General features: G+C 75.1%; 9 protein-coding genes. 6 read left to right on the top strand and 3 right to left on the bottom strand.

Translation table 11 applies throughout. The annotated features are described in order from the left end of the window. Positions 1–109: 109 nt before the first annotated feature. From GA0070214_RS29205 to GA0070214_RS29195, 3 genes are all read left to right on the top strand, one after another. Positions 110–1,144, top strand: coding sequence for a lactonase family protein (locus GA0070214_RS29205; RefSeq protein WP_208602944.1), 1,035 nt, complete (start codon positions 110–112; stop codon positions 1,142–1,144). 177 nt (positions 1,145–1,321) lie between these two features. Continuing rightward, a complete protein-coding gene (locus GA0070214_RS29200; RefSeq protein WP_091269740.1) occupies positions 1,322–3,076 on the top strand; it encodes a VWA domain-containing protein in 1,755 nt (584 codons plus the stop codon). Positions 3,077–3,290: 214 nt separating this feature from the next. Beyond that, positions 3,291–4,775, top strand: a complete 1,485-nt coding sequence (locus tag GA0070214_RS29195) for a sugar transferase (protein ID WP_091269739.1) — start codon at positions 3,291–3,293, stop codon at positions 4,773–4,775. A 22-nt stretch (positions 4,776–4,797) separates the two neighbouring features. Here GA0070214_RS29195 and GA0070214_RS29190 read toward each other — a convergent pair whose 3' ends face one another. After that, positions 4,798–5,928, bottom strand: a complete 1,131-nt coding sequence (locus GA0070214_RS29190; RefSeq protein WP_091269738.1) for a PP2C family protein-serine/threonine phosphatase — start codon at positions 5,926–5,928, stop codon at positions 4,798–4,800. 95 nt (positions 5,929–6,023) lie between these two features. Between GA0070214_RS29190 and GA0070214_RS29185 the strand changes: the two genes are divergently transcribed. Beyond that, positions 6,024–6,548, top strand: a complete 525-nt coding sequence (locus GA0070214_RS29185) for a MarR family winged helix-turn-helix transcriptional regulator (protein ID WP_091269737.1) — start codon at positions 6,024–6,026, stop codon at positions 6,546–6,548. On the opposite strand, the gene GA0070214_RS29180 is transcribed toward GA0070214_RS29185, so the two are convergent. Further along, positions 6,513–8,171, bottom strand: coding sequence for a PP2C family protein-serine/threonine phosphatase (locus GA0070214_RS29180; protein WP_244167898.1), 1,659 nt, complete (start codon positions 8,169–8,171; stop codon positions 6,513–6,515). The two genes, GA0070214_RS29185 and GA0070214_RS29180, sit on opposite strands and share 36 nt — an antisense overlap. A gap of 130 nt (positions 8,172–8,301) precedes the next feature. Further along, positions 8,302–9,561, bottom strand: coding sequence for an ROK family protein (locus GA0070214_RS29175; protein ID WP_091269736.1), 1,260 nt, complete (start codon positions 9,559–9,561; stop codon positions 8,302–8,304). 55 nt (positions 9,562–9,616) lie between these two features. Between GA0070214_RS29175 and xylA the strand changes: the two genes are divergently transcribed. Beyond that, positions 9,617–10,804 carry a xylose isomerase gene (gene xylA / locus GA0070214_RS29170; RefSeq protein ID WP_091269735.1) on the top strand — a complete coding sequence of 396 codons (1,188 nt, stop codon included), beginning with the start codon at positions 9,617–9,619 and terminating at the stop codon, positions 10,802–10,804. Positions 10,805–10,815: 11 nt separating this feature from the next. Continuing rightward, positions 10,816–12,258 carry a xylulokinase gene (gene xylB / locus GA0070214_RS29165; protein WP_091269734.1) on the top strand — a complete coding sequence of 481 codons (1,443 nt, stop codon included), beginning with the start codon at positions 10,816–10,818 and terminating at the stop codon, positions 12,256–12,258. Positions 12,259–12,262: the final 4 nt, after the last annotated feature.

The raw sequence follows: 12,262 nt of genomic DNA, 5'->3' as shown, positions 1-12,262 counted from the left end.
GCACGGCCCGGCCCCGCCCGGAAACCGGCGCCGGGAATGACGCCTAACCGGGCGGCTCACCGGGAAGCCTCTGGTTTGATCGACGGTGGGACGGCGGAAGGTGGGAACGGTGACCGGGCAGGACGCGATCGTCCACATCGGGGGCTACACGGCGGACACGGGCGGGCGGGCCGAGGGCATCGTCGCCGCCCGGCGCGATCCGGCGACCGGCGAGTTGACCCTGCTCGGCACGGTGGCGGTCACCCCGGCGCCGTCGTTCCTCGTGCGGCACCCGGCGCTGCCGGTGCTCTACGCGGTCAACGAGCTGGCCGAGGGGCAGGTCAGCGCCTTCCGGGTCGACCCGGGCGGTGACCTCGACCCGATCGGTGTACGCCCGACCGGCGGGGCGGAGCCCTGCCATCTGGCGGTGGCGCAGGACGGGCGGCACCTGTTCGTGGCGAACTACGGCGGCGGCAGCGTGGCGGTGTTCCCGCTCGACCCCGACGGGGTGCCGGGGGACCGCAGCGACCTGGTCCGGCATGAGGGGCACGGCGCCGACCCCGAGCGTCAGGAGCAGGCGCACTGCCACATGGTCTCGCCCGACCCGGCCGGCGGGCCGCTGCTCGCCGTCGACCTGGGCACCGACTCGGTCTACCGGTACGACCTCGACGTCGCCTCGGGGCGGCTGGTGCCGCGCGCCCCCCGGCTGCGGACGCCCGCCGGCGCGGGGCCCCGGCACCTGGCCCGGCACCCCGACGGGCGGCGCTGCTGGCTGGTCGGCGAGCTGGACGCCACGGTCACCGCCTACGACGTGACCCCGGACGGGTTGCACCAGCGGGTGCGGGTCGACGCCAGCGGCCGGGCCGGGCACGTGCAGCCCTCCGAGGTCGCCATCGGGCCGGACGGGCGCTTCCTCTACGTGGGCAACCGGGGGGTGGGCACCGTCGCGGTCTTCGCCCTGGCGGGGGAGGCGCCCGAGTTGGTGGCCGAGGTGGACACCGGGGGCGGGTGGCCGCGGCACTTCGCCCTGACCGGGGAGCACCTCTATGTGGCCGACGAGCGCGCCGACATGATCAGGATCTTCCGGGTGGATCCGGTCACCGGGGTGCCCGAGCCCGTGGGGGAGCCGGTTCCGGTGGCGAGCCCCACCTGTTTCCGTCCGTGACCGGGCGGTGACGGAGACACTGTCCGCAGTGGACTTTGATCACCTGCGATCACTGATCGCTCACTCAACGTAATGATTTGGCGATCAACTGTTTCTGCTGCGTAACTTTCGTCCGAACGGTTGTGGCACTAACCCCACGAGATACGCAAGATGGTCACCGTGTCTGGCCGCCATCGCATGCGTACTAACCTCCGTGGGGCAGGTGCAGCCGCTACGGCCACCGCGCTCGTCGTCGTCGTAGCCGGCTCCTGGTTCGGCTACCAGCAGCTGGCGGGCCCGAACTGCTCGGGGCGGATCGAGCTGTCCGTCGCGGCGGCCCCGGAGATCGCCCCCGCCGTGCGCGGGGCGGCCGACCAGTGGGTGTCCGACGGCGCGGCGGTCGGCGAGACCTGCATCGCCGTGAACGTGTCCTCGGCCGAGTCGGTCGACGTGGCCGCCGCCGTGGCGAGCAAGCACGGCGCCACCCTGGCCGGGGTCGGGCAGGCCAGTGGCACGGCGGTCACGCCGGACGTCTGGGTGCCGGACTCCTCGACCTGGCTGCTGCGGCTCAAGAGCGGCGGCGCCACCGCGTTCGCACCGGCCAACGGCGCCTCGATCGCCCGCAGCCCCGTCGTGGTCGCGCTGCCCGAGCCGGTGGCCTCGCGCATCGGCTGGCCGGACAAGGAACTGCGCTGGACCGACCTGCTGGGCGAGGTCACCAGCGGAAAGCCGTTGCGCGCCGGGATCGTCGAGCCGACCCAGGACGCCGCCGGCCTGTCCGGGCTGCTCTCGCTGACCGCCGCGGCCAGCGCCACCGGGGCCGCCGGGTCCCCGAAGGCGCAGGAGGCGATGGTCGGTGCGCTGCGGGCGCTGGCCACCAACCGCTCCTCGCTGCGGCAGGACCTCCTCGCGCGCTTCCCGCGCTCGTCCGACCCGACGGCCATCGCCAACGGGCTCGGCGCGGCGGCGCTGTCCGAGGAAGACGTCATCGCCTACAACAACACCAAGCCGCCGATCCCGCTGGCCGCGCTCTACCTCAAGCCGGACCCGATCGCGCTGGACTACCCGTTCGCGGTGCTGCCCGGCATCGAGCCGACCAAGGCCTCCGCCGCCCGGGTGCTCTTCGACGTCCTGCGGACGGGGAGCTTCAAGAACCGGCTGGCGGCGCAGTCGCTGCGGGCGCCGGACGGCAACTGGGGTGACGGGTTCAAGGCGCCCCAGGGCGCGCCGAGCCCGGCGAACGGCGGCGCCACGCCCGTCCCGGCGTCCGGCCAGGGCGGCGCGGCCGACCTGGACCCGGTCGCCATCCAGAAGGCGACCACCACATGGTCGGTGGCCACCCAGTCCGGCCGCATGCTCTGCGTCATCGACGTCTCCGGCTCGATGAAGAAGCCGGTGGCGACCGCCAACGGCGCCAGCCGGGAGCAGGTCACCGTCGCCGCCGCGAGCCAGGGCCTCGGGCTCTTCGACGACTCCTGGTCGATCGGCCTGTGGACCTTCTCCACCAACCTGAACGGCAACCAGGACTACCGCGAGCTGCTCGGGATCAAACCGCTGTCGAGCAACCGCGGCCCCCTCCAGCAGAGTCTGGCCTCGGTCCGGCCGTCGGACGGCGACACCGGCCTCTACGACACCATGCTGGCGGCCTACAAGAAGGTCCAGCAGGACTGGGAGCCGGGCAAGGTCAACTCGATCGTGCTCTTCACCGACGGCAAGAACGACGACGCCAGCGGCATCAGCCAGAAGGCGTTGCTGAACCAGCTCAAGGCGCTGCGTGACGAGGAGCAGCCGGTCCAGGTGATCATCATCGGCATCGGCACCGAGGTCAGCCGCGCGGAGCTGAAGTCGATCACCGACGTGACCGGTGGTGGCTCCTTCGTCACCACCGACCCGAGCAAGATCGGCGAGATCTTCCTGCAGGCGATCGCGCTGCGGCCGCCGGCGCCGCGCTGATCCGGCACTCAGTGAACGCGTTCCGCCGTACCGGCCGAATCCGGTACGGCGGAACGCTTCCCGGATTGAGCGGCCGGAAGAGAACTGACGGCAATGTGTCCGAAGCAATCGGTAACCATAATTGTCGAGGCAAGATGACCGGGTGCTCCGAACCGCGTGATCCCCACCGGGACCGCGTGGCGCGGGGTCGTCCTGAGCGAAGTGGGGAGGGCCGGTGACCTCGGCGACGCTGTTGACCCCCGCCAGCACGTCGTCGCGACCCGGTGGCGACCGCCCCGGACCGACGACGCGCGCCGCGGAGCGGTCCTACATCCGGGTCCTGGCGGTGCTCGACACCGCCGTGTTGAGCGTGGCCATCCTGATCGGGTACGTGGCCCGGTTCGGCGACGAGCAGCCGAGCGGCTCCGAGATCCCGTACGTGGTGGTCGCGCCCGCCCTGCTGCTCGTCTGGCTGGTCTCGCTCAAGGCGATGCGCTGCTACGACGACCAGGTGCTCGGCTACGGCGCCGACGAGTACCGCCGGGTCAGCGCGGCGAGCCTGCGGCTGGCCGGCGGCATCGCCATCGCCGGCTACATCGCCGATGTCGGTGTCTCCCGGGGCTTCCTGGCCGTCTCCTTCGCGGTCGGCACGGTCGGCCTCGAGGTGGCCCGGTTCGCCGCCCGCAAGCGGCTGCACCGCGCCCGGGACCGGGGCGCCGGCTGGTCCCGCAAGGTGCTGGTGGTGGGCGACACCGCGCACGTGCTGGAGTTGGTGCACACCCTGCGCCGCGAGCCGTACGCCGGCTATCAGGTGGTCGGCGCCTGCATCCCGGACGCGCTGCTCGCCCCGGTGCCGCAGCGGCTCGGCGACGTGCCGGTGGTGGGCTCGTTCCGGGGCATCCCCGAGGCGGCCACCGCGATCGGCGCGGACACCGTGGCCGTCACCGCCTCCGGCGAGCTGACCGCGACCCGGCTGCGGCGGCTTGGTTGGCAGCTGGAGGGCACCGGGGTCGACCTCGTGGTGGCGCCGGCGCTGACCGACGTCGCCGGCCCGCGCATCCACACCCGGCCGGTGGCCGGCCTGCCGCTGATCCACGTCGAGGCGCCCGAGTTCCGGGGCGCCCGCAAGCTGGTCAAGGGGCTGGTCGACCGGTCGATCTCGCTGGTCGCCCTGCTCCTGCTGGCGCCCCTGCTGGTGGTGATCACGCTGGCCATCAAGCTGGACAGCCGCGGCCCGGTGCTGTTCCGCCAGACCCGCGTCGGCCAGGGCGGCGAGGAGTTCGGCGTCTTCAAGTTCCGCACCATGGTGGTCAACGCCGACGCCCTGCTCGCCGAGCTGGCGGCGCGCAACGAGACCGACGGCCTCATGTTCAAGATGCGCGACGACCCCCGGGTGACCCGGGTCGGCAAGCTGCTGCGCAAGTGGTCCCTGGACGAGCTGCCCCAGCTGGCCAACGTGCTGCTCGGCCAGATGAGCCTGGTCGGCCCCCGCCCCCCGCTGCCCTCCGAGGTGGCCCGGTACGACGGCGACGTGGCCCGGCGCCTGCTGGTCAAGCCCGGCATGACCGGCCTCTGGCAGGTCAGCGGCCGGTCCGACCTGAGCTGGGAGGACGGCATCCGGCTCGACCTCTACTACGTGGAGAACTGGTCGCTCGCCGCCGACCTGACCATCCTCTGGAAGACCTTCGGCGCGGTGGTCAACAGCCGCGGGGCCTACTGACCCGGCGGGCGGCCGGGCCGGGTCAGGGCTGCGGGCCGAGCCAGTCCAGGCAGACCACCACCGCGTCGTCGACCAGGTCACCGGCCACGAAGGCGCGCAGGTCGCCGAGCAGCGACCGGACCGCGTCCAGCGGCTCCATCGGTCCGGTACGCCGCAGGAAGCGGTCCAGCGCGGTCTCGCCGTACCGGATCTGCTGGGCGGTCGCGTCGATCACCCCGTCGCTGACCACGAAGAGCCGGTCCCCCCGGCGCAGCTCGAACCGCTGCTCCCGGTAGTCGGTGTCCTCGAACATGCCGAGCGGGAACTGCTTGTCGAGGACCTGCTCGGTCACCTCGCCGTCGCGCAGCAGCACCAGGCGGGGCGAGCCGGCGTCGACAACGGTCAGCGTCCCGCCGGCCAGGTCCAGTTCCAGCAGGAGCGCGGAGAGGTGCTGCTCCCCGCGGTGCAGCGCATAGATCGCCTGGTCGGCGAGGGCGGCCTGGTCGGCCAGCCCCAGCCTGGCCCGGCGGGCGTTACGCAGCGCGTGGGTGGCCAGCGAGGTGAGCATCGAGGCGGCCACCCCCTCGCCGGAGCCGTTGATCACCGACAGCCAGAGCCGCTGGCCGTCGTCGGACCAGTCGAAGCCGTCGCCGCGCACCGCGTACGCGGGTTCCAGCTGGCCGGCCAGGCTGAACGAGGGGCGGATCCGGCTGCGGCCCGGCAGCAGCTCCCACTGCATCTCGGCGGCCAGGGTGAGCCGGCGGCTGCGCCGGGCCGTCAGGTAGATGTCCGTGGTGGCCGCCACGGCGGCCAGCTCGTGCCCGAGCGCGGTGGCGACGGCGTCCAGCTCGGCCAGGGCGGCCGGGTCGCCGGGCAGCGGCGAGAGCTGGAGCACGCCGCGCCGCTCGCCGCGCATCCCCACCGGGAACCAGCCGGTGCCCTCCGACACGATCGGCTCCTGGTGGTCGAAGCAGCGCCAGGCCGGATGGCCGGGGGTGACGATCGCCTCACCCCCGCCCAGCGGCAGCAGCGCGGCCAACCGGTAGTCGACCTGGTACAGCTCGGTGCGGGAGATCCCGTACGACCGTTCCAGCTCGGCGGCGAGCCGGTCGACGAGCTGATCCGTCGGCGCCTCGGTGAGACTCCGCCGTGCCCGATCCTCCGGTCCGCTCATCTTTGCTCCTTTGCACAGGTCGTCGGCCTGGTGAGCCGGGTAGTCTCGGGCGCACCATGGCCGAAGAACACGGTCCCCAGGGACCTGATGCGAGTATGGCCGCCGCACTGGACGAGGCGGCGGGCACCCTGCTGGCTGTCTGGGAGGCGGCCCGGGAGCGCACCACGAGCCGGCTCTCCGGCGCCCAGCTACGCGCGGTCATGGTCGTCGAGCAGCACGACGGGATCAACCTCCGCCGGCTCGCCACGCTGACCGACATGCTGCTCTCCTCCGCCAGCCGGCTCTGCGACCGCCTGGTGGCGGCCGGGATGCTGGAGCGGGAGCCGGGCCGGTACGACCGCCGCGAGATCGCCCTGCACCTCACCCCGGCGGCCACCCGGCTCCTGGCCGAGCTGCGTGCCGACCGGCGCCACCGGCTGGACGACATCCTGGCCGGCATGAGCGCGGAGGGGCGGGTGGCGCTGGTGCGCGGGATGCGCGAGTTCGACGAGGTCGCCCGGCGTGGGGAGGCCGCCACCGCGGAGGGCTGGCCGGTGCTCCAGTCCTCGGGTGAGCGGATCGCCGAGTCGGAGGCCGAGCCGGGGTCACCCGGCGAGCCGCCGGTGGCCCGCACCGCCTGACCCGGCCGGGCCGGCCCCGCCAGCCGCCACGACCAGCATGGCGATGTCGTCGTGCACCTGGCCGCCGAGCCACTCGTCGACGAGCTGGAGCAGCCGGTCGACCAGCGCGGAGGGTGGCAGGCCGGCCCCGGAGGCGAGCGCCCGCCGCAGCCGGGCGTCGCCGAACATCTCCAGCCGCGTGGGGCCGCCCGGAGCCTCGGTCACCCCGTCGGTGTACGCCACCAGCAGGTCGCCGGGCGCGAGGCGGACCTCCGCCTCGACGAAGCGTGCCGCGCTCAGCGCGCCGACCGGCATGCCGCCAACCCGGACCGGCTCGATCCGGCCGTCGGTGCGGACCACCATCGGGGCCGGGTGCCCGCCGCCGGCGACCCGGACCAGCAGCCCGCCGTCGGGCTCGCGGGTCAGGGCACCCAGCAGGAGGGTGGTGAACTGGGCCCGGCGGGCCGCGTCGGGCGCGTCCAGCAGCGCGTGGTTGAGCAGGTCCATGAGCTCCCGCGGGCGCTGCTCGACCAGCCGCAGGGTCTGCAGCGACTGGCGTACCCGCCCGGTCAGCACCGCCGCGCCGACGCCCTTGCCGCACACGTCGCCGAGGGCGAAGAGGCCGCCGCCGGGAGTGGGGAAGAGGTCGTAGAAGTCGCCACCGATGCGCAGGCTGTCCCCGGCGGCCCGGTAGCCGCCCGCCATCGTCATCCCGGGCAGCGACGGCAGGTCCGGGGGGAGGAGGCTGTTCTGGAGCACGCGGGCCAGGTGGGCCTGTTCGCCGTACAGTTCGGCGGCGGCCAGCGCGGCGCCCGCTCGGGCGGCGAACTCCCGGGCCAGCTCGACCTCCCGCGGGTCGAAGCCGCTCCGCTCGGCGCCGCGGGCCAGGATGAGCGCTCCGGCCGGGCCGCCGGCGCTGCGCATCGGGCTGATCAGCAGGGTGCCGGGCCGGCCGAAGCCCGCGGGCAGCACCTCGGCGAGGTCGGCCACTTCGGCGTCGAGCCAGGGGTTGGGCTCGGTGGTGTCCCCGTCGAGCGCCTCGACGAGCCCGGGGACCGACTCCACCGTCCGCCAGCCGGCGGCGCCGGTGACCGGGCCCGGATCGTCGGCGGCGTACCGGACCCAGTGCGGCTGGTCCTCGGCCGGCGGGGCCGGGCGGTGCACGACCACGGCGGCGTCGGCCAGGTAGGGCACCGGCAGGGTGACGGCGGCGCGCAGCGTCTGGTCCCGGTGCAGGGAGAGCCCGAGCCGGCTGCCCGCCCGGGCCAGGAACGCGGTGCGGGACCGCTCGGCCCGCAGCGCGTCGGCCCGTGCCTGCTCCTCGGTGACGTCCCGCACGTACCAGGCGCAGGTGCCGCCGGCCAGGCCGCGCCGCACGCCCCGCAGCCACCGGCCGTGGTGCTCGGTGTCGAAGGTCCCGGCGCCGCCGCGCACCGCGTCGGCCAGCGCGGGCACCGGGCAGTCGGCCAGGTCGGCGCCGGGGGTGAGCTCGGGGAGGAGTTCCGCGGCCATCGCGTTGACCAGGGTCACGACGCCGGCCGGATCGGTGGTCACGACCGCCTCGGCGAGCCCGTCCAGCACCTCGCGGGCGAGCCGCGGGTCGGCCGGGAGAGCGGCCCCGGCCGAGCGTCGGGCGGTCGTCACCGCCGGTGGCCGGGCGCGTCGGTCGGTCGAACCGTGCGCATGCTGTCGGTGCACTCCTCGGTCGCGGATGCGTTTGCCTGCCGGCAAGCGTACCGAGCGCGGGCGTCGCGAGCCCATCGCGGAGCGCCGGTCAGCCGGAACGGGCCAGCCAGCCGACCGGCCGGTCGACCACCCGGCGGACCACCGAGGCGGCCCCGCCGACCGCCGCGGACCGTGCTCCGAGCGCGGCCGGGCGTACCGTCACCGGCGACCAGGCGGCGGTGAGCACCCGCCGGGAGATCTCCGCGACCACCGGCGGGCGCAGCCAGGGGGCGAGCGGGGCGTATCCGCCGCCGAGCACCACGGTGTCGAGGTCCAGCAGGTTCACCACGCCCGCCACGGCCACCCCGAGGGCGGTCCCGGCGTCCGCGAGGGCGGTCAGGGTGGCGGGGTCGCCCGCCCTGGCCAGGTCGGCGAGCCGGGTGGCCGCGGTGTCGGCGGGCAGGTCCGCACCGGCCAGGCCGGCGGCAGCCAGGACGGCCTCCTGGCCCGCGTACCGCTCCAGGCAGCCCTGGCCGCCGCAGCGGCACGGCCGCCCCTGCGGCTGCACCGGGATGTGACCGATCTCGCCGCTCCAGCCGCGGGCACCCCGGTAGAGCACCCCGTCGAGCACGATCCCGGCGCCGATGCCGATCTCGCCGGTGATGTGCAGGAAGCTGGTCGAGCCCGGTGGGCCGGCGTGCAGTTCGCCGAGGGCGGCCAGGTTGGCCTCGTTGTCGACCACCAGCGGGGGGATGCCCTCGACCGGCTCGGCGAGTGGGTGCCCGGCCAGCAGCGCGGGCACGTCGACGTCACGCCAGCCGAGGTTGGGCGCGAGCCGGACCAGGCCGCCGCTGTCGACCAGGCCGGGCACGGCGAGCGCCGCGCCGGCCAGGGTGAGCCCGTCGCGTACGGCGGCGGCGCGGGCCTCGGCGGCCAGCGCGGCGAGCCGCTCCAGGGCGTCGGCGGGGGAGACCGGGCGCAGGTCGGCGCGGCGCACCAGGTGGTGCCGGACCGTCCCGGTCAGGTCGACCACGCACGCGGCCAGGTAGTCGACGTTCACCTCCAGCCCGAGCCCGGCGGGGCCGTCGGACGCCAGCACGAGCCCACGGGCGGGCCGCCCGGCCCCGGTGCGGGGCGCGGGTTCCGCCTCGGCGACCAGGCGGCCGGCGATCAGGTCGTCCACCACGGCCGAGACGGTGGCCCGGGTCAGCCCGGTCCCGGCGGCGATCCCGGCCCGGGACGGCGGTCGATCGGCGGCGGCGATCCGCCGGAGCACGACCGCGAGGTTGAGCTCGCGGAGGCTGCCCTGGCGGACCGCACCGGCGGTGCTCGTGCTGGTCACCCCTTGACACTGCCACAGCGCGGTCATTTAATTCAACCACTGAACAAATTGCGGTCGACACCACCACCACCCGGAGGTCCCCATGGCGCCCCGTCCCACCCCCGCGGACAAGTTCTCCTTCGGTCTCTGGACCGTGGGCTGGCCGGCCCGCGACCCGTTCGGTGACGCCACCCGCCCGGAGCTGGACGCCGTCGAGGCCGTCCACCGGCTGGCCGAGCTGGGCGCGTACGGGATCACCTTCCACGACGACGACCTCGTCCCCTTCGGCGCGGACGCCGCCACCCGCGACGCTCACCTGGCCCGCTTCCGCAAGGCCCTGGACGAGACCGGCCTCGTGGTGCCCATGGTCACCACGAACCTCTTCACCCACCCGGTGTTCAAGGACGGCGGCTTCACCAGCAACGACCGCTCGGTCCGCCGCTACGCGCTGCGCAAGGTGCTGCGCAACGTCGACCTGGCCGCCGAGCTGGGCGCCCGCACCTTCGTCATGTGGGGCGGCCGGGAGGGCGCCGAGTACGACGTGGCCAAGGACGTCCGCGCGGCGCTGGACCGCTACCGCGAGGCGGTCGACCTGCTCTGCCAGTACGTCGTCGACCAGGGCTACGACCTGCGCTTCGCGCTGGAGCCAAAGCCGAACGAGCCGCGCGGCGACATCCTGCTGCCCACCGTCGGCCACGCGCTGGCGTTCATCTCCACCCTGGCCCGCCCCGAGATGGTCGGGCTCAACCCGGAGGTCGGCCACGAGCAGATGGCCGGGCTGAACTTCGCGCACGGCATCGCCCAGGCGCTCTGGCAGGGCAAGCTGTTCCACATCGACCTCAACGGCCAGCGCGGCATCAAGTACGACCAGGACCTGGTCTTCGGCCACGGCGACCTGCTCAACGCGTTCGCCCTGGTCGACCTGCTGGAGCACGGCGGCCCGAACGGCGGCCCCGCGTACGACGGGCCCCGGCACTTCGACTACAAGCCCTCCCGCACCGAGGACATCACCGGCGTGTGGGCCTCGGCCGAGGCGAACATGCGCACCTACCTGCTGCTCAAGGAGCGGGTCGCGGCGTTCCGGGCCGACCCGGAGGTGGCCGAGGCGCTGGCCGCCAGCAAGGTGACCGAGCTGGCCGCCCCCACGCTGGGCGCGGGTGAGAGCTACGCCGACCTGCTCGCCGACCGTGGCGCGTTCGAGGAGTTCGACCCGGAGGCGGCCGGGGCGCAGGGCTACGGCTTCGTCCGGCTCAACCAGCTCGCCGTCGAGCACCTGCTCGGCGCGCGCTGAGGCGGGCCGCCATGCCGCTCGTCGCCGGGATCGACTCGTCGACCCAGTCCTGCAAGGTGGTGGTCCGGGACGCGGAGACCGGCGCGCTGGTCCGGCAGAGCCGCGCGCCGCACCCGGAGGGCACCGAGGTCGACCCGCGGGCCTGGTGGGACGCCCTGCGGGCGGCCGTCGCCGAAGCCGGTGGGCTGGCCGACGTGGCGGCCGTCGCGGTCGGCGGCCAGCAGCACGGCATGGTGTGCCTGGACGAGGCGGGGCAGGTGGTCCGCCCGGCGCTGCTCTGGAACGACACCCGCTCCGCCGACGCCGCCCGGGAGCTGATCGAGGAGGCCGGCGGCGGGGAGGCCGGCCGCCGGTTCTGGGCCGACGCGACCGGCGCCGTGCCGGTGGCCAGCTTCACCGCCACCAAGCTGCGGTGGCTGGCCCGGCACGAGCCGGCGAACGCCGACCGGGTGGCCGCCGTCTGCCTGCCGCACGACTGGCTCACCTGGCGGCTGGCCGGCGCCCCGGGGCTGGCCGCGCTGCGCACCGACCGCGGCGACGCCAGCGGCACCGGCTACTGGTCGCCGCGCACCGGTGAATACCGCCTCGACCTGCTGGAACGCGCCTTCGGCCGGCGGCTGCGGGTGCCGGTCGTGCTCGGCCCGGCCGAGACGGCCGGCCACCTCGACCCGGCGGCGCTCGGCACGGGCGCCGCCGGCCCGGTCCTGCTCGGGCCGGGCACCGGGGACAACGCCGCCGCCGCGCTGGGCGCCGGGGCCGGCCCGGGCGACGTGGTCGTGTCGATCGGCACCTCGGGCACCGTCTTCGCGGTCGCCGACACGCCGGCTGCCGACCCGAGCGGGGCGGTGGCGGGCTTCGCCGACGCCACCGGCCGGTTCCTGCCGCTGGTGTGCACGCTCAACGCCGCCCGCGTGCTCGACGCCGCCGCGACGCTGCTCGGCGTCGACCTGGCCACCCTGAGCGAGCTGGCCCTGGCCGCCCCGCCCGGCGCCGGCGGGCTGGTCCTGGTGCCCTACCTGGAGGGGGAACGCACGCCGGACCGGCCCACCGCCACCGGCGCGCTGCACGGCCTCACCCTGGGCACCTCGACCCCGGCCCACCTGGCCCGGGCCGCCGTCGAGGGCATGCTCTGCGCGCTCGCCGACGGCCTCGACGCGCTGACCGCGCAGGGCGCCCGCGCTGACCGGATCATCCTGGTCGGCGGCGGGGCCCGCTCCGCCGCCGTGCGGCGCATCGCCCCGCAGGTCTTCGGCCGCCCCGTCGTCGTGCCCCCACCCGGCGAGTACGTCGCCGACGGGGCCGCCCGCCAGGCCGCCTGGGTCGCCCTGGGCGGCGCGGCGCCGCCCGCCTGGTCGGTCGGCGACACCGAGGAGTACGCGACTGAGCCGGTCCCCGCCATCCGCGCGCGCTACGCGGAGGCCCGGGAGCGTGTCGTCGACCGGCTCCCCGAGTGAACCG

Origin of the sequence: Micromonospora chaiyaphumensis (genome assembly GCF_900091435.1) — a bacterium.
GTDB lineage: Bacteria > Actinomycetota > Actinomycetes > Mycobacteriales > Micromonosporaceae > Micromonospora > Micromonospora chaiyaphumensis.
This window is presented reverse-complemented; position numbering and strand designations above follow the sequence as displayed.

Excerpts from the sequence above, each read along its gene's own strand:
- GA0070214_RS29190 (WP_091269738.1), bottom strand. The coding sequence starts at position 5,928 with ATGAGCGGACCGGAGGATCGGGCACGGCGGAGTCTCACCGAGGCGCCG.
- xylA (WP_091269735.1), top strand. The coding sequence starts at position 9,617 with ATGGCGCCCCGTCCCACCCCCGCGGACAAGTTCTCCTTCGGTCTCTGG.
- GA0070214_RS29185 (WP_091269737.1), top strand. The coding sequence starts at position 6,024 with ATGGCCGCCGCACTGGACGAGGCGGCGGGCACCCTGCTGGCTGTCTGG.
- GA0070214_RS29175 (WP_091269736.1), bottom strand. The coding sequence starts at position 9,561 with ATGACCGCGCTGTGGCAGTGTCAAGGGGTGACCAGCACGAGCACCGCC.
- xylB (WP_091269734.1), top strand. The coding sequence starts at position 10,816 with ATGCCGCTCGTCGCCGGGATCGACTCGTCGACCCAGTCCTGCAAGGTG.
- GA0070214_RS29200 (WP_091269740.1), top strand. The coding sequence starts at position 1,322 with ATGCGTACTAACCTCCGTGGGGCAGGTGCAGCCGCTACGGCCACCGCG.